Source organism: Scytonema sp. UIC 10036, assembly GCF_009725235.1.
The window spans coordinates 1-25,574 of record NZ_WJFC01000190.1; the positions used below are offsets into that span (position 1 = coordinate 1).

Consider the following 25,574-nt stretch of genomic DNA (forward strand, 5'->3'; position numbering starts at 1 on the left):
TATTTTTCTTGTTATTTTCTACTTTTTAGATGTTTTTTGTTTTTTGTTATTTGTTATTTGTTAGTTGTTAGTTGTTAGTTGTTAGTTGTTAGTTGTTAGTTGTTAGTTGTTCGTAGGTGCGCTGTCTTCGTATGTATCGCAACTACAAACTTAGTTAGTAAGGTTGGCACTAAAAATACGAAAACACGTAGGTTGGGTTGAGTAACGAAACCCAACATATACAGACATTTGTTGGATTTCCCCATGGGGAAAGCCCAACCTACAAAAATTCTTATCCGAGCAGTATTGGGGTGGGCATTACTCCCTCATTCCGCACCCCAACTGTCACAAACGATAATTACTAAATACTTGCATTTCGCTCGAAAGAAGTTACGCATTTCATGTTAAGTTGTACCTCCATTTGCTGGTTGGTAGATTTGCCGCAATTCGTCTACTGTAGCTGTATTTTCTATCGCTTCTAAGATAGCATCTAAAATATTAACGTCCTCGATCGCTTCAATTTCTGGTAATAAATCTCGACCATTGTTACCAAACTTCAACCTTAATCCCAAAGAGATACCCTTTATAAGGGTTTCCTTTTTACCTTCCTCTTTACCTTCCTCTTTACCTTCCTCTTTGCCTTCTTCTCTTGCATTGCGTTCAATAGAAGTGATGTATTTCATACTTTGTCTTGCCTCCAGTTGTTTTACTTCTCTATTAAACTCTGCTTCCAAATTTGGTGGTAGTGTCATCATCCAGTCAATGAAAGCAAATAAATTAATAACGTCTTGTTCTTTCAACCCCTGTTCGTATAATCTCCTTACCAAAGCTAGTTTTTGTACTTTCCGCTCGTCACGGTCACTGGTAGTATTTAGTGCTGCCAGGTGTGCCATAACTACGGTAGCAAAGGGATTATTGTCTTTTTCCACCTCGGATAATCTTTGCTGATAATCTACTAATTTAACAACTGGAAATTGAAAATTCAATGTACAGCCAAATAAACTGTAACCGAACTGTGAGGGTTTCCAATTTGGGTTGCTGTCACCAAGGACTGCTACGGAGACTACGGTCTTTTTATATCTATCGTAGATCCGATAGTTATAAGTATATATTCGTGCGGCGAAGTCTGACTCTTCTTGAGATTGAACTTCGACATGCACTAACAGCCACTCTTCTTCACCATTCTTTAAATAGAGTTTTACCAACTTATCTGCAAAACGGCGTCCGATTTCTGCGTCTTTAGTTACTTCTTCAAGTTCTTTGTCGAGAAATTCAATTTTTTTTGTCCAATCAATTAGGTCGTGTGCATCTGGAAAAAAGAACTGCATGAATTCTTTAAAATATGTTTGTAAAATGTCTTTCCATGGAGAATCATATTGGGTTGGTGGTTTTTGGATTTTATTATCGTTAGTTTCGTTGGTTTCTTTCTTCTCAGTCATGTAAGTCAAAAAATTCTTTTTAGCGCTCATTTAAATATAGGATTAAATGGCAATACAAAATTTAAAGCTTTTACAAAAATTTTGATTCTTCAAGAAGCATTGAAATGCCATATTTCTGTAACGCACGCAGCATTGTTTTTGTCGATCGCGCTTAGCTCGAAAAGACGCTACCTGCTGCTCCTCAAAATCGCACAGGAGACGGGTAAATAAATATAGATTAGCCATGAGCCATTACCAACTTTTGTAAAAACTCACTATATTCATCCTTCATTGGCAAATTAAAATCATAATGAATTCGCCGTCGGGTGGTTGGAACAACTTCACCATTCACGGGATTATAACCTAACTTTTCATATTCTTCCCAATACAGTCCCACACCTCGTTTTTGCCAGTTAGGTAATTGATTAAAATTAATACCATACTGAAACAAAAGTTCGTTTTTATCAGCAACAGACATTTTCTGAAGTCTTTTGGTAGCTTGAGTAGCATTATGACCATTCCGTCGCAAACTCCAGTAACAATGAGAGTTTAGGGAATTTCTATGAGCGTCTTCATGTCGCCAACGGAAATAATTTACAACTTCTTCTACATTGGGAAGTTGAGATATGCGACAATCAAAAGCCCCAATATCGCCAAGAAGTAAAGAAAACTTAGCACTTGCTTCTCCTGCTAAAACTGAATTGAGTTTCCTTAATTTACGACCAAAAGTACTTTCGTCGCGAGCAAATAGTAAAGAAATTTCATCACTTTGGTTATAGCCATAAATAATGTCTATACCACAGTTAATTAAATATTCAGTTGTTGTCACCATCATGTCGCAAAATTTCTCATCATAAGGAGCTTCAAATTGATGAATTTCCTTAGTCAAGCGAGTAAATCCGCGTCCATCTAATCTTGCCACTATATAAAGTCCGGGCAGTACACAATGGTCGTGTGCTGTCTCAAAAACCCTCATTTTGCGATCGAGTTCATCAAATTTCATTGGTTAATTGCTAATTGCTAATTGCTAATTGCTAATTGCTAATTGCTAATTGCTAATTGCTAATTGCTAATTGCTACTGATACCATTTTCAGATGAAGATGCATAGAAAAAACCTCCACCATCTGTGGCATCTCCCCTTACCTCTCTTAATCCCCCTTTATAAAGGGGGGATTAAGGAAATTTATTTTCCTCCCCTTTATAAGGGGAGGTTAGGAGGGGTAAAAATAATGTGTAACTTCATATTAAATTGGTATGACCATGAGCCATGAGCCATTAGCCATTAGCCATGAGCCATTAGCTATTAGCCATTAGCCATTAGCCATTAGCCATTAGCCTTTTCAAACACTGCCATTTGTGTGGGCGAACCGACTTCTGGATCTTCTACTCCAATAGATTGGAATTTCACCGTGTAACCAAAACGTTCTGCTACGGAATTTGCCCAAGTTTGAAATTCTTGGCGCGTCCACTCAAAACGATGATCTTTATGGCGGAGTTTTCCGGCTGGTAAGTTCTCAAATTTGATGTTGTATTCAATATTGGGAGTTGTGACGATCGCTGTTTTGGGCTGGGCAAACTCGAATAGCGATCGCTCGAAGGCAGCAAGGCGGGGTAAATCAAGATGCTCTATGACTTCTATGACTGTGGCTGCATCGTATCCGGCAAAACGCTTATCTTGGTAGGTAAGCGCACTTTGAAAGAGTTGCATCCGATTCCACTGGTTTCTTGGTAAACGCAGGCGGTTTAATCTTTCTTGTGCAACCTCTAGGGAACGATAGGACACGTCTACACCTGTAATCTGTTCAAAAAAGCTGTCTTGGAGTAGCACCTTCATCAAGCTGCCCTGACCGCAACCTAAATCGATGACTCGCTTTGCACTTTTTTCTTTTAAAGCGGCTACAACTGCGTTTAACCTCTGCTGATTTAAGCTGATGGGCTTTTCTACCTCTGCTTCTTCCTCAGCATGGCTTTCTTGGGCGGAATCTGGATCGGGTTGGTCTTCTTCTGCTAATTTTGCTAAAGCACTACGGGTGAGACGGTGCTGTCGTTTTAGGTAACGGCGGGTAATTTCTTGTCTTGCAGGATGTCCTGTTAACCATCCTTCTCCATGACGCAACAGTTTTTCTACTTCTTCATCACTCACCCAGTAGTGTTTCTCATCGTCTAAAACGGGAATGAGTACGTAGAGATGACTGAGTAAATTAGTCAGAGGTAATGTATGCTGCAATTCTACGGTGTAATACTGGCTCTGTCCCCAATCGGGAAATTCTTCATCAAGTTGGTGACTTTCAGCGCTGACAGTATAACCTAATGGTTCAAATAACTGCCGTAAGAAAACTTCACCACCCCGAGACGGTAAAACACTTAATTTGGCGACTAGGGGTATGGGTGTTTGTACCATTTCCGGTCTCTCTTTACACCGACCTGCAAGGGCTGTACTGAAAACTTGTGCGATCGCAACACTAAAAAACGACGAAGCTACATAAGGGCGATCGCTCACATACTCTGCCAAAGTTGTACCGCGTCCCCGCACCAACTTTATCTGGTCGATATCCAATAACAGCGCCGCCGTGTATCTGTCTTCGCTAACCTCTGGGTAAAAGACGTGGGCTTGTCCAAAGGAAAGGGGAAAGGATTGGCACCGATCTGGGTGTTTGTGCAGTAGGTAACCTAGATCGGTGGTTGGGTGGTGTGTGGTGGTTATGGTCAGGAGCATTCTTTTTCGGTCAACTATATACTACGCTTATACTACAAAAAAAGTCCAAAGCGCATTTAGGAGTTAAATAACTTCACAGTTATAACCGACTCAATACTGCAAGGGCTGAGAGAAATTGTAGGTTGGGTTGAGCACAAGCGTTACCCAACAAATGCCGATAAATGTTGGGTTTCGTTCCTTTCCTCAACCCAATCTACTACTACTAATGAGGTACACCCCCCTTTGTAAGGGGGGACAGAGGGGGGTAATTTTTGTACCTCACTAGGTTGAAATTTGCTGTATCTAGACCAAAATTTTTTCTTGATTATCTGTTTTTTAGAGAAATTATCTATTTTTTAGCTCTTTGAACTATTAAAAAAAAATGTATTTTAACCAAAATTTATTCATGCCATAATAGCAGCTGTTTACACCAATTAAGGCAGTTAAATTTAGAATTTATCAAAGATTTAAAACTGACCGTTTGAACTTTATGAATACTTGATTTAGCTAGATTTTATACCGGAGGGAGGAAGACGGAAAGAAGAAATCGGCGCTAAAGCGCTACTACGAACTAACAACTACTAACCACTAACAATCAACAAATATCAGGGGAAAAAAGCAATGAATGGCACCTACAACCAAAATTTAGTGGCATTATCTATAGCGATCGCAGTCTTTGCTTCTTACACTGGGTTAAATCTCGCAGGACACATGAGTGCTGTCAGTAAAAAAGTCAGAGTTGCTTGGTTAATTGGCGGTGCGATCGCAATTGGCATCGGAATCTGGTCGATGCACTTTGTTGCTATGTTAGCTCTAAACCTGGAGACTCCTATTTCTTACGATTTAGGTAAAGTTTTATTTTCAACACTACCTGCAGTTATTTCTTCAGGAGCCGCACTTTTCTTGGTGAGTTGCCCGGTTTTAGGCTTTGCGAGATTGTTACTTGGAGGGGTGTTGATGGGTTTGGGTATTACCTGTATGCACTATATGGGTATGGGGGCGATGCAGATGGAGGCAAATATGGAATATGACCCCTTTTGGTTTGCAGGTTCTTTAATTATTGCTGTTGCTGCCTCGATTACAGCCTTGTGGTTGGGCTTTTATACCCGAAAAACTAAGGCTGCAAGTTTTATTAAGATTTTAAGTGCGCTCGCCATGGGAATTGCCATTTCCGGGATGCACTATACAGGAATGGCAGCAGCTTCTTTTACACCCAATAAGTTAGTCCAGACAGTCGCTTTGGTAGGAGAAGTCCAATCCTCTGATACTTTGTTAGGCATTTGTATAGGGCTAGCAACTTTTATCATTCTCGGTTTTACACTACTCACATCCCTTGTAGATAGACATTTATATATTCAAACCAAGATACTCAGACAGCAACAAGCAGACGCTTTGCGATCGCAACAATTTACAGAAATGACCCTCCGAATCCGACGCTGGTTGAGTTTGGATGATGTGCTCAACACGGCTGTCAAAGAGATTCGTCAAGCATTAAATATAGACCGTGTTGTCATTTATCGCTTCAAGCCTGATTGGAGTGGTACTATTATAGCCGAATCCGTTGCAGGCACTTGGATGCGAACATTAGGCACAACATTGAACGATCCAATGAATGAAGACTGTAGGGAGTTGTACAAAAATGGACGAGTGAAAGCCACAAATAACATTTACGAAGCAGGTTTTACACATTGCCACCGAGAGATATTAGAAAACCTTCAAGTGAAGGCAAATGTGGTGGCACCAATTGTGTTTAACGATCGCCTTGTTGGTTTGTTGTGCGGTCATCAATGTTCTGGATTTCGGAATTGGCAGCAATCGGAAATTGATTTGTTCGGGCAGTTAGCAATTCAAGTCAGTATCGCCATAGAACATGCAAATCTGTTACACGAATTGCGACAGGCGCAAGAGGTGTTGTGGTTGCGCGATCGCGCCATTGCAGCCGCAAGTAATGCTATTATTATTACTGACGCAAGGCAATCAGATAATCCCATCATCTTTTGCAACCCTTCTTTTCAAACCATCACCGGTTATTCTCCACAAGAAGTTATAGGACGCAACTGCCGCTTCTTGCAAGGACAAGACACAGATCCCAGCACTGTTGGAGAAATACGCCATGCCTTGCAACAAGGACGTGACTGCCAGGTAATTATCAAGAACTATCGTAAAGATGGCACTCCCTTCTGGAATCAACTGACAGTTTCACCAGTGAAAGATGCTTCAGGACAGGTGAGTCATTTTATTGGAGTGCAAGCAGATATTACAGAAAGGATGAAAGCACAAGAAGAATTGCAATCCAGTAAAGAAACTTTACAAAGACAGGTAGTAGAATTGCTCAATGATGTTCAAGAAGCCGCCAAAGGTGATTTGACTGTGCGTGCAGAAATTACAACAGGCGAAATTGGGGTTATAGCTGACTTTTTCAATCTCATCATTGAAAACCTGCAAAAAATTGTCATATCTGTAAAAAATACAGCCCGACAGGTAAACGCTTCAGTTGGAGACAATTCAGAAGCAATGCACGAGTTAGCAGATGAAGCACTCCAACAAGCTGAAGAGATTAACTATATTTTGGAATCATTGGATTCAATGGCGCTGTCAATTCAAGATGTGGCAAACAATGCTCATAAAGCAACAGAAATGGCTCGCACTGCATCGACAACTGCTCATGCAGGAAGAAATGCAATGGAACGTACTGTTAATAGTATTATGAACTTGCGGTTGACAATTTCAGAAACTGCCAAAAAAGTCAAGAGATTGGGTGAAGCATCTCAAGAAATTACCAAAGTTGTGTCTTTAATCAACCAAATTGCCCTGCAAACCAACGTACTTTCCATTAACACGAGTATTGAGGCAGCAAAAGTAGGTGTGGAAGGACAAGCCTTTGCAGTTGTAGCAGAAGAAGTTGGTGGATTAGCTCTTCGCGCCGCTCAAGCAACGAAAGACATTGAACAAATTGTCGATAATATTCAGTTAGAGGCAAGAGCCGCAATCAATGCCGTAGAACAGGGAATGACACAAGTGGTAGATGGAACCGAGTGTGTCAAAGATGCCAAGCTCAAGCTGGGTGAGATTTTAGATGTCTCTTGCCAAATTGATGATTTACTGCATTCTATTTCCGATGCCACCGTTTCTCAAGCAGCAACTTCTCAAGCAGTGGTATGCTTAATGAAACAAATTGCTGAAGGTTCCTTGCGTACAAGCGATTTATCTCGTCAGGTTTCTACTTCTTTATTGCAAACCGTCGAGATGGCACAGGAGTTCCAAGCTTCAGTTGGTGTTTTCAAAACAGAACGAGTGCGGCGTTGACAACGAGCAGTGACCAATTCTCGTTCCCAGGCTCCGCCTGGGAATGCCTTTTAAGAGGCTCCGCCTCCAGAATTACAGCAGTTTTCACCTAAATGAACCATACCGTTTGTAGGGGCGTAAGGCAAGAGCGCCCCCAATACTACAAGGGCTGAGACATAAATTCCAAAACACGTTTGTTGGGTTTCGTTCCTCAACCCAACATCTAGAAGCATTTGTTGGGTTTCGTTCCTCAACCCAACCTACTAAGATCCCTTGCAGTATTGCTTCCCTACCTACTTTCAATTTATATATTGAAAAATATTGATTTGAGATGATAGCAATTGAGAAATTAACGTTTTTCAATGGAAAATTAACTTAATATGGCTTTAAAAACACTTCTTTTAGAAGATAGCAACTGAAAAATCACATTTTTCAATTAATAATTAACTTGTTTTCTATAAATATTGAATATCTTTGAATGTGTTTATCTTTCAATCTTTTCCTACTTTTTTACGTTAAATTTATTTTGAAAATACAGTAAGTATCCTACTTTTCCTACTGTACAAAATAGCAGTATTTATGGTTTAAAATAGAAGACATAGAGAGTTCAAATGGGGATAATAGCGGTTCAGCCGTAAGCGCGAGTTTATCTTGCTTGCGGCTTTTATTTTTGGAAATTTTTCTTCTTTTAAATAAAATGATGTAACGGGAGCTTTGACGAAAAATCCTTTTGTGCAAGAATATCTCTTATGAAAAATGAGGATCTCCCACTCAACGCACTACCAAATTTATATGTCTGTTTATATTGAGAGATTGCTGGTAACAGAAGATACAAAAATTTGATTTCAAGCAACTACCCAAAAAGATTGTTTTAGGATACCAGGGGAATTCGGCAATGATGAGTAGCACCTACGACCAGGGCTTAGTAGCGCTATCTATAGCGATCGCAATACTGTCATCTTACACGGCTTTAGACCTAGCAGGGCGAGTGACGGCGGCTGAGAAAAGGGTCAGGCTGGCTTGGTTGATTGGCGGTAGCATCACAATGGGGATTGGTATCTGGTCGATGCACTTTGTCGCCATGCTTGCTTTGAATTTGCCAGTACCCATCGCCTATGATGTGGGGACTGTGATTTTTTCAACGCTACCTGCTATAGTCGCTTCAGGAGGAGCGCTGTTCCTAGCCAGTCGCCCATTTTTGAGTTGGCGGCGCTTGCTGATTGGGGGCGTGTTAATGGGTTTGGGGATTGCTGCCATGCACTATATTGGGATGGCGGCTATGCGGATGGAAGCTCACACTCATTACGATCCAGAGCTGTTTGTACTGTCAGTGGCTGTTGCCATCGCAGCATCTATCGCCGCTTTGTGGATTGCTTTTCGCGAACGGATGCAAAGGAGCAGCACTCTAAAGTCATCGCGGATGTTAAGTGCGCTGCTACTGGGGAGTGCGATCGCTGGGATGCATTATACAGGGATGGCAGCAGCTTCTTTCAAGCCAACGAAAGCTGTGGGTTCGGTGTTGGCAAGTCACGCAAATTCCTCTTTAACCCTGCTAGCAACTGGAATTGGGGTGTCTACCCTGATTATTTTGGGGTTTACGCTGCTGACATCTTTTGTCGATCGCCGGATGTCAGCGCAGGCTATGTTGTTGAGACAGCAGGAAGCGGAAGTTTTGCGGGCGCAGCAATTTACAGACATGACTCTCCGCATTCGCCGTTCTTTGAAGTTGGATGATGTTCTTAACACGGCGGTTAAGGAAGTGCAGCAAGCTTTGGGTACAGATCGGGTGGTTATCTACCGCTTTCATCCTGACTGGAGTGGGACGATTATTGCTGAGGCGGTAGCGTCAAATTGGAAAAACCTTTTAGGGCATAGAGTGAACGATTCTTTTTGGGAACGTTATATTGAAACTTACAACAGCGGTCGGGTTTGGGTGACGAATAATATTTATGATGTGGGTTTTGCTCGAGCTCATTTGGAGATTCTAGAACGCTTTCAGATTAAGGCTTATATGGCTGCGCCTATTTTGAACAACAATCAACTGCAGGGCTTGCTGTTTTGCCATCAGTGCGGCGATTTTCGGCTTTGGCAAAAGACGGAGATTGAGTTGTTCCGACAATTGACAATTCAGGTGGGGATTGCTTTAGAACAGGCAAATCTGTTGCACGAATTGCAACAAGCACAGGAAGTTTTACGGGTGCGCGATCGCGCTATTGCTGCAGCTAGCAATGGTATTCTGATTACAGACCCGCGTCAGGTAGATAACCCCATTATCTTTTGCAACGCTGCATTTGAAACCATAACTGGCTACTCACAAGAAGAAGCATTGGGGAAGAACTGTCGTTTCTTGCAAGGACCTGAAACAGATCCGGCGACAGTGAAAGAGATACAAGACGCTGTCAGGGAAAAGCGTGATTGTCAGGTGGCGATTAAGAATTATCGTAAAGATGGGACGCCTTTTTGGAATCAGTTGACAATTTCACCAGTACGAGATGCTTTTGGTCAGGTGATTAATTTTATAGGAATACAAGCGGATATTACCGAGCAAACTCAGGCACAAGAAATGTTGCAGCGAAGTAAGGAAACCTTGCAACGGCAAGTAGTGGCACTGCTGAATGATGTTCGGGCAGTGTCTAAAGGTAACCTGACGGTGCGTGCGGAAATTTCCGTAGGGGAAATTGGGGTTGTAGCTGACTTTTTCAACGCCATTATTGAAAATTTACGCCACATTGTGGCTCAGGTGAAACACACCGCCCAACAGGTGAATATTTACGTTGGGGAAAACTCAGAGGCGATGCGTTTGTTGGCAGATGATGCCCTCAAACAAGCTGATGAAATTACCAATACTTTACAATCCTTAGATGCAATGGCACTTTCCATTCAAGCTGTGGCAGAAAGCGCACACCAAGCAGCAATTATGGCTCGCACTGCGTCTACAGCTGCTGAAAGCGGGAACAGTTCCATGGATTTGACGGTTAATAACATTATGAATCTGCGTTTAACCATGGCAGAAGCAGCTAAGAAGGTGAAGCGGTTGGGTGAATCTTCCCAAGAGATTTACAGAGTGGTGGCGTTGATTAAGCAAATTGCTTTGCAAACTAATCTTATTGCGATTAATACCAGTATTGAAGCAGCAAAGGCAGGTGAAGAAGGAAGGGCTTTTGGTGTGGTGGCGGAAGAAGTGAGTCAATTAGCTGCCCAATCAGCACAAGCGACTCAAGAAATTGAGCAAATTGTGGATAATATTCAGTTTGAAACCACGGAAGTCGTGAAAGCTGTGGAAGAGGGAATGATACAGGTGGTAGAAGGAACGGATTTGGTGAGAGATACCAAGATGCAACTTGGGGAAATTTTAGATGTGTCTCGCCAGATTGATGAGTTGGTGCAGTTAATTTCTGATGCAACGGTGTCCCAAGCCCAAACTTCACAACTGGTAGCGTCTTTGATGAAGCAGATTGCTAAGGATTCTTTCCATACGAGCGAATTTTCTCGGTTGGTTTCTAGTTCTTTGGAGCAAACGGTGGATGTGGCAAAGCAATTGCAGGATTCCGTTGCAGTGTTTACCACTGAGGAAAAGCAGGAAAGTGCGATCGGTGAACCTATGGCGATGGAGGTGATTGATACTCGCAAGTACACTGTTGGCGAGTTTGTGGTTGTTCATAATGGCAATGGGAAGGGTTCTGTGGTAGGTTTTACCCCACCCTAACCCTCCCCTTGCAAAGGGGAGGGAACTGGAAATTCAATTTCCCCCCTTTTACGCGTGGGGATTAAGGAGGGTAAGATGCACGGGATGCAGGGGAGGAAAAAAAGGCTATCCCTTGTAGTATTGCTTTTCACCCTACTGCGAAATCTGTAAATTCTCGCATTTTTGGAGTGTGAAATCCAATGACAATATCATGCTTGGGTACTCCCATTTCTATTAGTTCCAAGGCAATGTCAACTTCAGTAGTATTTTGTTGAATCCAAATTTTCTCATTTATAATATCAAGATGCATTATAGGACTGTAAATACGCTTTTGGTTGTTCCAGCCAACTTTAAGAATTTGGTAATGATTGCGTTCCGTATCAAATATTTGTTCAACTTCTACTTCCCCGTAACTTGGTTTATACTGGGTATACTTACTAAGAAGTTGTTGAATTTTATTTCGATAATCGTCTATTTTAGCCATTGGACAATTTCCTCATTTTCAATGTTGTAAACAATGATTTTAAGTTGGTTTTCAGATACTACTGTTTGTATTAATCGTAAATAAAAGAAATCATTATAAATTGCTAATGGTACAGCTAAATATAAAACTCTTGTAGGATCTTCTGAGCGTAATGCTGTACGATAATTTATAAACTGCCCTAGTGCTGTGTGGAAGTCTGAAATCTTTGAGGTACTGACAAAACTCTTAATTTCTACAGCTATCTTCTCTCCTGGTTTTTCAGCAGCAATAAGACGTTCTGCACCTAAATCAATTTCAACATCAACTCCACCACTACTAATGTATAAAGGGTCATCGGTAATCGTCCATCCATCTTTTTCTAGTGCTAACCTAACAACACCGTGAAATAAATCTCGAGCCATACTATTGAATATTATACTGAGACAGCATTATTTTTACAGTACTTTGCCATAGATACCATCTAAAGACAGCTTATCATAGGAGTAAGTCGCTCCATCAAAACTATGTATGCCGTAATTTCAAGCGAAAAAATTCAGCTACCCTCCGGAACGTTGGTGCGAATGCCCGGTTCCTGGCAACTCTATCGTACCCTTTGTGAGAGCCGAGGCGATTCCTCCATTCCACGTATTAAGTACCGCTCTGGGGAAATTTTACTCATGTCACCACTGCCCAAACATGGACGTGAAGCGAATATTTTGGCAGATGTTGTTAAAGTTTTACTTGATGCCCAAAACCGCAACTACGAAGCATTTACTCCCATCACAATGGAACTACCCTCTGAAAGCGGTATTGAGCCAGATTATTGCTTTTATATCGATAATTGGCAAGCAGTGGTCGGACGAGATAGGTTGGAGTGGGAGAGCGATCCATCACCCGATTTGGCAATTGAAATTGATGTCACTTCGTACACAGATGTCAACGACTATACGCCCTATCGTATTCCAGAAGTTTGGCTATTCAAACGCGATCGATTGGCAATTTATGGGTTGCAGGAAAATAAATACCAACTGCAACCAACCAGCCGCTACTTTCCTAATGTGGATTTAGAAACTCTTATCACTCAATGCTTAAAAGTAGCGAGCGATCGCGGTACAGGTGTAGCTATCCGCGAATTACGCAATTCATTGGCATCAGATTAGGAAGTAAGAGATGATTTATAAAGTAAACATTAAGACACCGTAGGTTGGGTTGAGGAACGAAACCCAACATTTACAGGCATTTGTCGGGTCTACTATTGGAGTTACAACACCTTGTTCCACTTCTTGAACTCTCTTTTCTACCTCTTCTACCCAAAGATCGTCCAATACCATCTGCTTGAAAGCATCCAAGCTTTTAAGCAAATGTTCAGCTAGCATTGTTCGTAGTCCTAATGTCAAAGCAAGGGCTGCACCAAAGATGTCATCATAAGTCATAAGTTGCATTAACCATACTTAACTTTCCTAAAGTTTTGACATCGTTTATCATAATATTCTCTACTTTGTCATACTATAGCAATCCTGTGTGATTTGTGAAATATACGTAAGGTGAGTACCGCCTAATGTTCCATGTTTCTCCAAAACTCTGTAGCAGAGCGATCGCTAATACTTACAAATGGCTGCGGTCAGAAAACAAGCAGATGAAATGATTAAACAAAGAGCTAAACAACTTGAACAACAAGGATTGAAAGCAATTGATGCTCTTCATGTTGCCAGCGCGGAAGCTTCTGAGTGCGATTATTTTATCACCTCTGATAAAAGATTAATTAATCGCTGCCAGAAATTAAATTTTCGAGTTATAAATACAACCGATTTTATTTTAGAGGTAGAAGATGAGTATCAAGGTACATAACGAACAGCAAATTTTACAAGAAGCTATGCAAGTTTTAATGACACCTCCGCGAACCCTCAAAAGTTTTGCGCTTCTGGGCTGCTTGTAAGTTGGGTGAAGGCGATTATCTCAAATTGAAAGAACAACTCTTTGCGAATGAATCTGTTGATAGTTTGTATGAAAAAATTAAAGAATATGAAGAGCAAAGTTAATATCATAATCTTATAAAGATACAACTATTTCAGCAATCTGGTTCTCTGCATTGTTTTAAAATTCGGATGACCTGAATCCCTATTTTGCCACGGGTAAAAAGTTCATCTGCATCTGTTAAACCAAGGTCAGCGAATACATTGCCACTGCTTTCTTCAAAAATGGCTCATTTGTCATAATTGTGCTTTCAACAAGGGGACACAAAAGATTTTTGAATTTCTCTAACTTACCATCTGTAGCTATGCTCCTTGCCCCATTGTATCCATACCGTTGCCATTTGCTTTAAATTACCGCGTTGTTCAGGTGGAACGGGATTAGCACCTGTGATTGATTGTAATGCCCAAAACCAATGCTCAGGTTCATCTTCAAGTTCGCGCAAAATTAGCGGAACCACAGGATGTCCCATGCCAATAATTCGTTGGTAAGCTGGGTGCATGACCATTTTGGTCACTAAAGATATCATCCCTGTTTCCCTTCGCCATTGTTCTGCTAGTTGTACAAATGTTTCCTCTAAATCTGATGTTTCTATTAGAGGATAACAATATGATGAGTTTTGCCTGTCAATTCTATAAATTGTTTCCATAACACTGACATCTCCTCTGAAGCGATAACGGCTATCTCATTATAAAAAACAATACACACAGATTGCGATCGCGACCCTGCCAGATTAAAAGGTTTTTCGCACGCAATCTTAAGTATATGCGGGGTTTTGCACCAAGCATATCCCTGATTTAGAGATCGCACTCAAAGCAACAGTATGCGAAGCCGTCCATACAATCATCTTCTGAGGTTTTTTAGGCTATGATGTTCTCAGTAAAATAGTGGTGTAAAATATTAAGGAAATACAAGTGACCGAATCTAGTAGTCATGCAATTAATCGGCTTATGGATGCGATCGCTGCCAGTCGTGACCGTGTAGGTCAGAATATTGACCGTATTAGCGAACTGACTAGCGCCGTGAATGGTCACTTAGAAGTAGCTAAGCAGCAAGCACTTAATATTAGCGAACTTACCAAACTCGTTGTAGCTTAAACAAACACGGTTGCCACGCTTATTGGTAAATGACATAAGCCAATAGTTAGCTATATTTGTGACGCCTACTTAAATATGATGTTAATGACTTGCTAGATTTACACATGAAGCTAAGATATTGAAAAAGTGAAATTCCCAAAACAAAGTATGTGGTATGCTATAAGCTCTTCTCCATTGAAATTGGCAAATTGGGACGGGCAAGACACCCATCCCAAAAAATAATTCGTACTTCGTAATTCGTAATTGCAGTAAACAATTACCTATAGCAGTCCTAAATGATTTACAAACACCTCTTCCTTGTCTTCCTTGTCCTCCTTGTCTCCCTTGTCTCCCTTGTCTCCCTTGTTTGGATCTCAAATAGGATTGCTATATCTGGTCACTGGTCACTGCTTACTGCTTACTGCTTACTGGCTCAGCACTTACTGCTTGATAAGACTTCTCCAGACGCATGATTTGCTTGGCTTGGATGGATAGGGAAGTAGCATCCAGCCAGTTGGCAATTAAGGCGTCAGTGGAAAATAGACCTGCACCATTGATGGTGAAGAAGAGAAAGCACGCTGCATAAATTAAAGACAGTTCTAGGTAGGAAATGTTGAACCCTGCCACTAGGATGTGATGGTAGACGGCTACACACATGGTTGAGAACAAACCGAGTGATGCTACACGGGTAAACAAACCAATGGCGACTAATGGTGCGCCTAGGAGTTCGGTGAATGCTGCCACGTAGCTGAAAAACAGGGGAAAGGGTAAACCAATGACCTCGACGTAGGCTTGGGAGAAGCTTTCAATGTTACCTAGTTTGTCTAAGCCGTTGTGGATCATGATGATGCCAACGATGACTCTCAAGAGCGCCCACGCTGTTTGTGACAAGACACTGGGGTTGACGTTGGGTTTGAAGATACTGGTCAGAAGTGCTGTGGTAGTCATGTTTGCAGTGTTAAGATGAATGATTTTATGAGAACATATTATAAAAATTAACAAAAACATAAAGAAATGTAAATGAGTAGTTGTAACTGATGTAGCGATCGCTGACTGTGAGGGAATGATAATGCCTCTAGATAGAGGAAGTTCTACTTGCTCAGCGACCAGCCCCTGACAAATCCCCTAAGTCTATAATTCCAGCGGAGAGTCCTACACAAAAATACACAAAAAAATCATATGATGCTTGTTTAATATTTCTTTCAGATTATTTGCTATATTAATTTATTGACTTCTCAACGATACTGTTTTAAAAGAAATTGGTCTATTTGACATTGACTTCGGCAAGTTTTAATATCTCCAAATTCCGAAACAAATGTTCTAAAACCTGGTACAGGCTATCCATTACCCGCATCTTTCTTAACAATGGCAAAACTGTTATGGACAGAGGGGGGTAATTTTTGTACCTCACCAAGTTGAAATTTGCTGTAATCGTAAATAAAAGAAATCATTAGAAATTGCTAATGGTACAGCTAAATATAAAACTCTTGCAGGATCTTCTGAGCGTAATGCTGTACGATAATTTATAAACTGCCCTATCAATTATCGGTCATTTCTCGTAAGAAACTTTCTAGCAAAAACCGTAATTATACTGAAATTACTAAACTTGAATTTACTGATGCTATTTTCAACAATTGCAGGAACAATAGTGCTAGCAACATCATTTCCAAACCTATTCACTCCGCTCTACCCATGATCGTGCCCTCTCTTAGCAGTCAAAACCTTGAACGAGCAATTGTTCGTAATCTTTTAATTGTTAGCCCTGCAACGCTGTTACCTAATGTTGCGGCGCTCATGAAACCAAAACCGTGCAGACAATATTGTTGCACAATGAAAGGTTCTGATTCTTCCAAGAATTCATCTTTAAAAACAAGCAGTATCGCATCTCCTGTTGAAGTGAGTTGTGTTCTTGTTATGGCAAACTCACAATTAAAGGGGATTTTTACAGAGCAGGATTTAGTGAAATTGATGTCACAGAAGAAGAGTTTAGAAGGCATTAGTGTTGCTGAAGTTATGACTCAGCAATTATTAACATTAAGGGTGGGTGAGTTGAAAAATGTATTTACTATTCTTAATTTACTGTTGCAGCACAGTATTCGCCATGTGCCTATATTAGATGATGTGGGAAAGCTGCTAGGAATTGTAACTCCAACTAGTTTGCTACAAGTCTTGAACTCTATAGAAGCCGATGGGGTGGTGGAGCAACTGCAAAACGAAATTGCACAACTAAAAGCAGAGAAAGCTGAATTGTTGTTGAATTGCACAAAGTTGGAGCAGCAGCTACAGCAGGTTGTAGCAGAGCATGAAAAGGTCAAGACAGAACTGCAATTAGAGCGGAAAAGTCGAAAGACCATCATTGATGGTCGTCCTGTGACACTTGCTGTTAAAGCAAAAGGGTGTACAGCTTCACGGAGGGCAGATTATGGTTGCCAGTGAGGTTGGCATTGGCACAACGTTCAGGATAGAGCTGCCATATGTTACACTTCGATAATTTTTGGGCATTATAAAGAATGCGAAGTACCAGGGAAAACTAGGTCTAAGCTAGCTAACATCACTAGATAAACTCACAATGAAAAAGATTCTGGTTATAGAAGATGAAGCTCAAATACGCGAAAACATACAACTAATATTAGATTTATCTGATTACAAGACGATTGTTGCAGAGAATGGTTCTGTGGGTGTACGACTTGCTAAAGCAGAACAACCACACTTAATTATCTGCGATATTATGATGCCCGAGCTAGATGGTTACGGAGTGGCTAAATCCTTACAGAGTCATTCACCCACTGAATCCATCCCAATGATTTTTCTGACGGCAAAGGCAGATCGTGGTGACTTACGTCAGGCTATGGAGTTGGGAGTCGATGATTACATAACAAAACCTTTTACTCCTGAGGAACTTTTGAAGGCGGTTGAAGTTCGACTTGCTCGTGCAGAAAAACCTACTCAGTTACGACAAAAGTATGAACAAGAACGGCAACAAAATGCTCAGCTGAGACAGGAAATACAAGCAAAACAGCAAAAGCTTCAACAAAGCCAACAACTGGCAGATATGCGCCAAGATATTTTACATAAACTCTCTCAAGACTTACGCAATCCTCTCTCCAATATCAATATGGCAATTTGCATGCTGCAAGCCGCTCAGTCAGATGCTGAACGCCAGCGTTACATGAGTATTTTGGAAGAAGAGTGCGCCCGTGAAATTAAGCTTTTGAATGAAATTGAGAACCTACAGACATTATTGACTCCAGAAAATGCTAAGATTCTTCAAAAATTTAACCTGCTAAATCAAAGTAAGTAAAGTGATGAACACAAGACAAAGGTGCGCTTCCTTAACAGCGCATCTTTGGATTATGGAGAAAGCTGAATTCATGCAGCCTATATACACGGAAGTTTATCCTTTAATTGCTCAGTATTTTAACGCAAAGTTCACCTAGGTAATGCCAGTAAATATACGAGATTGAAAGTTCCTAGTTTACCAAGATGAATTTTATGATGGTTATAAGTCATGATTGAGAGTTAAAAGAACTTAAAATCCAATTATTTCTGTCTAAGTATGAAGACAATTTTAGTGATTGAAGACGAGCCTCTAGTTCAGGCAAATATTCAGCAAATTTTGGAATTGCGAGGATTCCGTGCGATCGCAGCATCAAATGGCTACCAGGGGTTAAAATTGGCACAAGAGTATCTGCCAGATCTAATTCTTTGTGACATTATGATGGCTCAACTAGATGGATATGGAGTCATGGCAGCCTTATACCAAGATGTCAAAACTTCTAGTATTCCGTTTATCTTTTTAACAGCTAAAGTTGATAGATATGACATACGTTATGGCATGGAACTCGGGGCTGACAACTATCTCACCAAACCCTTTGAATTTGAGGAATTACTACGAGTTGTTGAAACTTGCTTGAAAAAACACACTGAAAAGATGCAGCATCTCAAAGAGATGCAGTATTTGAAAACAGAACTCAACTACCAGTTTCATTCAACAAAACTTCAAATGGAAAATCTAGCTCGACTCACCTTAGAAGCAAGTTTGCATCGAGCCATAGAACAACAAGAATTTCAGATATACTATCAACCTCAAGTACATTTCCAAAGCGGGGCAATTATTGGTGCCAAAGCACTATTAGGCTGGCACACACCTAACGGTTATTTTGTTTCACCATATGGATTTCCCTCTATGAGTCAACAGACTGGTTTAATTTTTCCTTTAGAGGAGTGGCTTTTACGAACTGTTTGTAACCAAGCTAAGGCATGGCAAAGAGCAAACGTGCCATTACGTAGGATTTCTATCAGTTTTTCAGCACTTCACTTTGAGCAGACAGGTTTTGTAAGGAAAATTGCACAAATTTTAGCAGAAACCAATTTAGAACCTGGGCTGCTTGATTTAGAAATTACTGAAAATTTATTTAGACAAAACCCAGAAAAAATCATGAATTTGTTATATGAATTAAAAGAGATAGGATTTCAAATTACATTAAATGATTTTGGGACTGGATACTCCAGTCTAACTTATTTAACAAGAATGCCCGTGCATACATTAAAAATAGAAAGAAGCTTTGTGCGTCATGTTAACCAAATATCGTCTAATGCAGAAATTGTCAAAGCTATCATCAAGATCGGACATGGATTAAATTTGCACGCGATCGCTGAGGGAGTGGAGACACAAGAGGAGATGGAATTCTTAGGTATGCAATCTTGTGACTATATGCAAGGCAACTGGTTTTATCCTCCAATAACAGCAGTGGATTTAGAAAAGCTACTAGTTTTTTACCCCTTTAAAAAGGACTGAATCTTTGTAGAGTGGGCATTGCCCGAGCTAGACTGTTAGGAAGTCGTTTCTTATCCCTCTTACTATTAAGTATATATCAAATTTGTAGAGAAATATACCATGATAATGAAAATTTCCATCTGTAATAGCCATATCAGATTTTTAGTAAAATTCCTGTTGAAAATACAGTAGAGAAAGGCTTTACTTTATCTTTATAGGAAAAATTTTATTTGAGTAACTCAAGGTAAAAATTATAAATTACTAAATAGCAATATTTACGCAAAAATGGTAAACTTAAAACTGGAGAACATAGATTTGTGAAATGGTCTATTGAGAAAAAAACTATAGTTAGCTTGGTTTCTGTTTCAATAGTTATGATTGCTGTCGATTTATTTTCCTTTGTAGCAGAAACCCACCGTAGAGAAACTTTCAATCGCGTGACTCGCACTCACCAGGTATTTCACAGTATAGAACACGTTATTTCAAATCTTAAAGATGTTGAAAACGCACAGTGGAAATACCTGCTCACAGGAGAAGACAATGATTTAGAACTTTATAATACTGCCATTCTCAAAATTCATCCAAGAATTAAAGAAATCAGAAAATTACCACTAGATAACCCCGTGCAACAACAGATAGCTAAAAATCTAGAATTTGTGGTAACAGAAAAGCTGACTGAATTTAAAAAAACTGTTGGTTTGCGTAAGGAAAAGGGATTATCAGCAGCTATGAAAGTAGTCGCAAAAGGTAGGAAAAAAATTGTTAGAGACCTCATCCTCCTACTTGAGGACGAGATAGAGGAAGAGGAAGAAAAACTATTAAAACAAGAGTTACAGCAGCAAGTAGCGGCACAAAAAGTAGAAGATATTGCTTCATGGTCTGTAACTTGTTTCACTATTTTTTTATTTTACGCTATAACTCAAGCTGCTGTTAGAGAAATAAGAGAGCGTCGTGCAATACAAAAAGCACTTGCTGTTAGTAATGAAGAATTAGAAACCAAAGCCGTGGAGCGTACATCAGAATTATCACAAATAAACAAGGAATTATTAGATTCCCAAGAGCAACTGCTGAAAACACAACAGGAATTATACAAAGCTTTGGAAACAGAAAGAGAACTTAACCATCTCAAATCTCAAATCATTACTACAGTCTCCCACGAATACCGTACTCCCCTAACTATTATTTTATCTGGTGTGGAATTATTACAAAAGTATGAACACAAATTGACTGAAGAACAAAAATTTCGACAGTTAAAAGGCATTCAGACAAGTGCCAAACACATGACAAACTTAGTCAATGATATGTTTTTCCTCAATCAAGCAGAGTTACACCAATTAACTTGTAATCCATCTCCATTAAATTTAATACAGTTCTGCCAAGAATTGGTAGAACAAAATTCTTGTATTGCATCTAGTAAGATTTCTATTAATTTCGATATATTGGGAACCTGCGATGATGCCTACCTAGATGAAGAACTGTTACGGCCTATGCTGATTAACCTACTTTCTAATGCTATAAAATATTCCCATCAAGGAGGTTCAGTGAGTTTTACAGTTCAGTGTGCTGATGGAATTGCTCAATTTTTGGTTCAGGATTCTGGAATTGGGATTCCAGAAGCAGATCTCGGTCACATATTTGAGTTTTTCTACCGAGGCAGTAACGTTGGCAATATCGGTGGTACGGGTATGGGGTTAGCTATTGTCAAAAAGTGTGTGGACTTACATCAAGGTAGTATTGGTGTAGAGAGCTGTGTGAATCAAGGGACAACGTTTACTGTCAAGCTGACTTGTGGGAGAGAGTGCCTAAATTAATTTTCTCTATAGAAAAATTTCATAATTTCAGTATTTTCCGAATTGCTCTTAAAGAATTTCTTTATCATAATTAATCATAGAATTTTTTGAAGTTCACCAAAAATCAAAATTTTAAGTTAAAACTGTAATGATTGTTTTTTAATCTGGTGCATCATGATAGCTCACTCACTCTCTCTTTCGCGCAAACTGCCATTAACACTATTTATTAAATATTGTAAATAAAAGTATTATTTGACTTTATGGCGAAAATAAACACCTTGTATTCATATTGTTTTTATGCTTTTAGAAAATGAAATCAATATTTTACTCGTTGATGACTGTCCAAACAATTTGTTTCTTATAGAAGCAATGTTGAATCATTTAAAACATAATTTAGTGCAAGCTTTTTCAGGCAAAGAAGCTTTAGAATGCATTCTTAACCAAGATTTTGCTCTGATATTGCTTGATATTCAAATGCCAGAATTAAATGGTTTTGAGACAGCAAAATTAATACGTCAGTGTTCAAGAACGCAGCACACACCAATTATTTTTATCACTGCCTTTTGTCACAACATTCATCAGATTTTACAGGGATATAGTTTGGGAGCAGTAGACTATTTAATTAAGCCAATTGTGCCGGAAATATTGGTATCAAAAGTACAAGAGTTTGTTGAACTGTTCCGACAAACACAAAGGATTAAACAACAACACAAACTCATAGAATTGACAAATCAGAATCTCAGAAACGAAGTGCTTCAGCGTCAGCAGGTACAAGAGGCTCTTTTATTCAATCAGCAAAGGCTCCAGTATCTACTATTCCACAATCCAGCAATTATTTACTGCTATAAAGCATTTGATGATTTTATCACTACCTTTGTCAGTGACAACATTACCCAAAAGTTGGGTTATACAGTACAAAATGTTAAGGGCGATCCAATGTTCTGGATAAACCATATCCATCCAGAGGATGCGCCTTGTATGATGGATAAACTACCAGGACTATTGAAAACTGGTAAGCAAATTTATGAATACCGTTTTCTCCATCGTGATGGTACGTATCGGTGGATACGGGATGAATCAAAGCTAATACGCGACGCTTTCGATAATCCTTTAGAGGTTATCAGTTCTATGATAGACATTTCTGAGCGCAAACAGGCGGAGGAGGCATTGCAAGAAAGCGAGTCAGAACTGCGAGACTTTCTTGATAGTGCTCACGATTTGATTCAAAGCTTTTCACCAGAAGGAAAGCTGTTGTATGTCAATCGTGCTTGGCAGGAAACTATGGGTTACACCTTAGAAGAGGTGAAACACCTGTCAATATTTGATACCATCCATCCTAACTGCCTGGAAAAATGCCAGGAAACTATGGAGAGTGTCATGGCGGGAATCCCATGCGATCGCATTGAAACTCATTTTGTCACTAAAGATGGCAGAACGATCGCACTTGAAGGTAACGTTAACTGCCGTTTTGAAGCGGGTCAACCCCAAACAACCACAGGCATTTTTCGCAATATCACTGACCGCAAGCAGGCAGAAGATGCACTCCAAATACAGAGGCAATGGCTGGAAGTCATCCTCAATAGCATTGGTGATGGAGTCATTGCCACTGACAAGGCGGCAAAGATTACTTTTATGAATCCTGTCGCACAAGCACTGACCGGATGCTCTGTCCAGGATGCTCTAGGACGAAAAATTGATGAAGTTTTTTGTATTATCCACCAGCGGAGACGGCGATCGGCTGCAAGTTTGATTGAAAAGGTATTGCAAGAGCCTAAAGTCATTGAATTGGTTGATAACTTAGTCTTGGTTGCACGAAATGGCAACGAAATACCGATTGATAACACTCTTGCACCGATTCTCACTCCCGATGGTTTATTGCAAGGCACAGTCTTGGTGTTCCGTGATATTACCAGGCGACGGCAGGCAAAAGCTACCTTGTACCGTGCTCTCCAGGAGTTGGAATTTCAAAAGTTTGCTCTGGATCAATCCGCCAGTGTAGCCATTACTGATGCTCAGGGTACTATTACCTATGCAAATGATAAATTCTGCGAACTTTCTCAATACTCCAGGCAAGAACTTCTCGGGCAATCTCACAGCTTAATCAACTCGGGATTTCATCCCAAACAATTCTTTCAAAAACTTTGGACAACTATTACCAGAGGACAGGTTTGGAAAGGTGAAATTAGAAACAAAGCTAAGGATGGTAGTTGTTACTGGGTAGACACCACAATAGTTCCGTTTTTGGATAGCCAAGGAAAGCCTTACCAATACCTAGCTATTCGCTTTGATATTACTCAGCGCAAGCAGGCAGAAGAAAGCCTTTGTGAAGCTTTAGAAAAGGAAAAAGAACTCAACGAACTTAAATCGCGTTTTGTCTCTATGATTTCCCATGAGTTTCGCACTCCCTTAACGACTATTCTTGGCACTAATGAATTACTCACACACTACAGTCAAAACTTGACAGAGGAGAAAAAGCTTGCATATTTACAACGCATTCACAATAATGTCAAACATCTTACCCAGATGTTGGATGATGTCTTGCTGTTAGGAAAAGCAGAAGCCGGAAAATTAGACTTGCAACCAGAAACACTGGATATAGTACAACTGTGTCAAAGTTTAGTAGACGAGTTAAAACTCAGCAGTGCTAGCAAACACCAGCTAGAGTTTACTGCCAACAGCCCGTCCATTATTGCTTACGTGGACGAGAAACTACTCAGGCATATCCTGGGTAATTTACTCTTAAACGCTATCAAATATTCACCTGCTGGCAGCATCATTTGCTTTGAACTGACATGTGTTGGTGACAAAGCACAGTTCCAAATTCAAGATTCGGGCATTGGTATCCCAGAAGAAGACAAACTCAAGCTGTTTGAGTCCTTCCATCGCGGTACTAATGTAAGCAACATTGCTGGGACTGGATTGGGGCTAGCTATTGTGAAAAAGGCAGTGGATGTACTAGGAGGCGATATTGCAGTCAATAGCAAAGTTAATATGGGTGCAACATTTACAGTAACTATTCCCTTAAATGAGAGATAAACAAATGACCAAAGTTTTAGTGATTGAAGATGAAGAACATATCCGCGAAATTATTAGCGTTATGCTGAATGCGGAAGATTTTGAGGTAATGGAAGCAGAAGACGGTCGTATGGGGGTGGATTTAGCACAGAAGAATAAGCCCGATCTAGTCATCTGTGACGTCATGATGCCACAACTCGATGGTTATGGTGTTCTCAATGAGTTGCGCCAAAATCCATCCACGCAAACAACTCCTTTCATTTTCCTGACAGCAAAAGCCGCAAAAGTCTCGATACGTCAGGGTATGGAATTAGGTGCAGATGATTATTTGACCAAACCATTTACTCGCGACGAATTGTTGGGAGCAGTTACGGCACGCTTGAAGAAGCAAGCAGAAATTGAGAAGCAATCCCAGCAGAAACTAGATGTGTTGCGCGATAATATTTCCATGTCGCTCCCTCACGAATTGCATACCCCTCTCAATGGCATTATTGGCTTTGCCCAATTCCTCATAGATAACTATGGCGAGCTCGAGCGAGATGAAGCTCTGAAAATGTTGCAAATCATCCATTCCTCTGGCAACCGATTGCACAGATTAACGCGTAACTTTTTATTATTTGCTGAACTTGAGCTAGCGACAACTAGTCCAGAACGAGCTCAGATATTGCGTAGTGAGTGGACGATGAGCCATACCAAAACCACAATTACGGACTTTGCCCAGCAAGAAGCTAGCAAGGCGAATCGGCAAACAGATTTGCATTTAGAACTACAAGAAAGCAGCGCTAAAATTTCACAATCCAGTTTGCATAAAATTCTCCTCGAAATCCTCGATAATGCCTTTAAGTTCTCCCAACCAGGAACTCCTGTGGTTGTTAGCACTGCGGTACAAGATAATACGTTTGTCCTCTCTGTTAGCGATAATGGAAGAGGTATGACAAGCGAGCAAATTTCTAACCTCGGAGCTTATATGCAATTCGAGCGCAAGCTTTACGAACAACAAGGTTCAGGATTGGGGTTGGTTATAGTTAAACGCTTAACTTCATTATATGAAGGGCATTTAACCATAGAAAGTATTCCCAGTCAAAAAACTATTGTGCGCGTTACTCTACCACTTGAAGAAGCAGTATGTAACGAAATATAAAATTTCCCTATTCCGTTTGTAGTTGCGCTTCAGCGCATGTATCGCAACTACAAACCAGCCCACCCATGTTATACAATTTGCAGCAGTTTTCAGACTCTTAAGTAACCTGAGTTCGACGAAGCCAAATTAGACCTCACCCAAACCCTTATGATTACGTTGCCCCTCCCTCTCCTAAAAGGCTACGGTGTACACACGAGTTAAACTTACCCCCCTTAATCCCCCCTTATAAAGGGGGGAAATTGAATTTCCAGTTCCCTCCCCTTTACAAGGGGAGGGCT

20 protein-coding genes and 2 pseudogenes are annotated in these 25,574 nt (G+C 40.3%); 11 read left to right on the top strand and 11 right to left on the bottom strand.

The features are described 5' to 3' along the window. Positions 1–383 precede the first annotated feature (383 nt). From F7734_RS48645 to F7734_RS48660, 4 genes are all read right to left on the bottom strand, one after another. Positions 384–1,448 (bottom strand): hypothetical protein, encoded by a 1,065-nt coding sequence (locus tag F7734_RS48645; protein ID WP_243147485.1) that lies wholly within the window; start codon positions 1,446–1,448, stop codon positions 384–386. 12 nt (positions 1,449–1,460) lie between these two features. Continuing rightward, complete coding sequence (locus F7734_RS48650) at positions 1,461–1,643, bottom strand: hypothetical protein (protein ID WP_155751515.1); 183 nt, start codon at positions 1,641–1,643, stop codon at positions 1,461–1,463. Then, the gene (locus F7734_RS48655) at positions 1,636–2,400 is read right to left on the bottom strand and encodes a tRNA(His) guanylyltransferase Thg1 family protein (RefSeq protein WP_155751516.1); all 765 of its coding nucleotides are present in this window, start codon (positions 2,398–2,400) and stop codon (positions 1,636–1,638) included. The genes F7734_RS48650 and F7734_RS48655 overlap by 8 nt, the downstream gene beginning before the upstream one ends. 322 nt (positions 2,401–2,722) lie before the next feature. Further along, positions 2,723–4,114, bottom strand: a complete 1,392-nt coding sequence (locus tag F7734_RS48660) for a 3' terminal RNA ribose 2'-O-methyltransferase Hen1 (RefSeq protein ID WP_155751517.1) — start codon at positions 4,112–4,114, stop codon at positions 2,723–2,725. Positions 4,115–4,714: 600 nt separating this feature from the next. Between F7734_RS48660 and F7734_RS48665 the strand changes: the two genes are divergently transcribed. Both F7734_RS48665 and F7734_RS48670 read left to right on the top strand, forming a co-directional pair. Continuing rightward, positions 4,715–7,399 carry an MHYT domain-containing protein gene (locus F7734_RS48665; RefSeq protein WP_155751518.1) on the top strand — a complete coding sequence of 895 codons (2,685 nt, stop codon included), beginning with the start codon at positions 4,715–4,717 and terminating at the stop codon, positions 7,397–7,399. A gap of 874 nt (positions 7,400–8,273) precedes the next feature. After that, a complete protein-coding gene (locus F7734_RS48670; RefSeq protein ID WP_243147486.1) occupies positions 8,274–11,084 on the top strand; it encodes an MHYT domain-containing protein in 2,811 nt (936 codons plus the stop codon). Between the two features lie 127 nt (positions 11,085–11,211). Here F7734_RS48670 and F7734_RS48675 read toward each other — a convergent pair whose 3' ends face one another. Both F7734_RS48675 and F7734_RS48680 read right to left on the bottom strand, forming a co-directional pair. Continuing rightward, entirely contained in the window at positions 11,212–11,547 is a 336-nt protein-coding gene (locus F7734_RS48675; protein ID WP_155751519.1) for a XisI protein, read from the bottom strand. Next, positions 11,535–11,948: an element excision factor XisH family protein gene (locus F7734_RS48680; protein ID WP_155751520.1), complete on the bottom strand. Its 414-nt coding sequence runs from the start codon at positions 11,946–11,948 to the stop codon at positions 11,535–11,537. The genes F7734_RS48675 and F7734_RS48680 overlap by 13 nt, the downstream gene beginning before the upstream one ends. A 102-nt stretch (positions 11,949–12,050) precedes the next feature. On the opposite strand from F7734_RS48680, the gene F7734_RS48685 reads away from it, so the two are divergent. After that, entirely contained in the window at positions 12,051–12,686 is a 636-nt protein-coding gene (locus F7734_RS48685) for a Uma2 family endonuclease (RefSeq protein WP_155751521.1), read from the top strand. A gap of 15 nt (positions 12,687–12,701) precedes the next feature. Here the strand turns inward: F7734_RS48685 and F7734_RS48690 are convergent, their stop codons facing one another. Continuing rightward, on the bottom strand, positions 12,702–12,959 hold the full coding sequence (locus F7734_RS48690; RefSeq protein ID WP_243147487.1) for an addiction module protein: 258 nt from the start codon (positions 12,957–12,959) through the stop codon (positions 12,702–12,704). A gap of 178 nt (positions 12,960–13,137) precedes the next feature. On the opposite strand from F7734_RS48690, the gene F7734_RS48695 reads away from it, so the two are divergent. Continuing rightward, the gene (locus tag F7734_RS48695; protein WP_207714390.1) at positions 13,138–13,374 is read left to right on the top strand and encodes a PIN domain-containing protein; all 237 of its coding nucleotides are present in this window, start codon (positions 13,138–13,140) and stop codon (positions 13,372–13,374) included. Positions 13,375–13,615: 241 nt separating this feature from the next. Here F7734_RS48695 and F7734_RS66485 read toward each other — a convergent pair. Together F7734_RS66485 and F7734_RS48705 are read right to left on the bottom strand one after the other, a co-directional pair. After that, a pseudogene (locus tag F7734_RS66485) lies at positions 13,616–13,726 on the bottom strand (XRE family transcriptional regulator); the annotation flags it as partial. A gap of 63 nt (positions 13,727–13,789) precedes the next feature. After that, positions 13,790–14,146, bottom strand: a complete 357-nt coding sequence (locus F7734_RS48705) for a hypothetical protein (protein ID WP_155751523.1) — start codon at positions 14,144–14,146, stop codon at positions 13,790–13,792. Between the two features lie 265 nt (positions 14,147–14,411). Here F7734_RS48705 and F7734_RS48710 point away from each other — a divergent pair, with 265 nt between their 5' ends. Then, positions 14,412–14,594, top strand: coding sequence for a hypothetical protein (locus tag F7734_RS48710; RefSeq protein ID WP_155751524.1), 183 nt, complete (start codon positions 14,412–14,414; stop codon positions 14,592–14,594). A 390-nt stretch (positions 14,595–14,984) separates the two neighbouring features. Here the strand turns inward: F7734_RS48710 and F7734_RS48715 are convergent, their stop codons facing one another. Then, positions 14,985–15,521 carry a DoxX family protein gene (locus F7734_RS48715; RefSeq protein ID WP_155751525.1) on the bottom strand — a complete coding sequence of 179 codons (537 nt, stop codon included), beginning with the start codon at positions 15,519–15,521 and terminating at the stop codon, positions 14,985–14,987. Positions 15,522–16,004: 483 nt separating this feature from the next. After that, positions 16,005–16,112: pseudogene (locus F7734_RS48720) on the bottom strand (element excision factor XisH family protein); the annotation flags it as partial. A 291-nt stretch (positions 16,113–16,403) separates the two neighbouring features. Here F7734_RS48720 and F7734_RS48725 point away from each other — a divergent pair. From F7734_RS48725 to F7734_RS48750, 6 genes are all read left to right on the top strand, one after another. Next, entirely contained in the window at positions 16,404–17,009 is a 606-nt protein-coding gene (locus F7734_RS48725) for a CBS domain-containing protein (RefSeq protein WP_207714392.1), read from the top strand. Between the two features lie 133 nt (positions 17,010–17,142). After that, the gene (locus tag F7734_RS48730) at positions 17,143–17,874 is read left to right on the top strand and encodes a response regulator (protein ID WP_155751527.1); all 732 of its coding nucleotides are present in this window, start codon (positions 17,143–17,145) and stop codon (positions 17,872–17,874) included. A 255-nt stretch (positions 17,875–18,129) separates the two neighbouring features. Next, entirely contained in the window at positions 18,130–19,371 is a 1,242-nt protein-coding gene (locus tag F7734_RS48735) for an EAL domain-containing response regulator (RefSeq protein ID WP_155751528.1), read from the top strand. A 296-nt stretch (positions 19,372–19,667) separates the two neighbouring features. Next, positions 19,668–21,161: an ATP-binding protein gene (locus F7734_RS48740; protein ID WP_155751529.1), complete on the top strand. Its 1,494-nt coding sequence runs from the start codon at positions 19,668–19,670 to the stop codon at positions 21,159–21,161. A 276-nt stretch (positions 21,162–21,437) separates the two neighbouring features. Continuing rightward, entirely contained in the window at positions 21,438–24,176 is a 2,739-nt protein-coding gene (locus tag F7734_RS48745) for a PAS domain S-box protein (RefSeq protein WP_155751530.1), read from the top strand. Positions 24,177–24,180: 4 nt separating this feature from the next. Next, the gene (locus F7734_RS48750) at positions 24,181–25,296 is read left to right on the top strand and encodes a response regulator (RefSeq protein ID WP_155751531.1); all 1,116 of its coding nucleotides are present in this window, start codon (positions 24,181–24,183) and stop codon (positions 25,294–25,296) included. Positions 25,297–25,574: the final 278 nt, after the last annotated feature.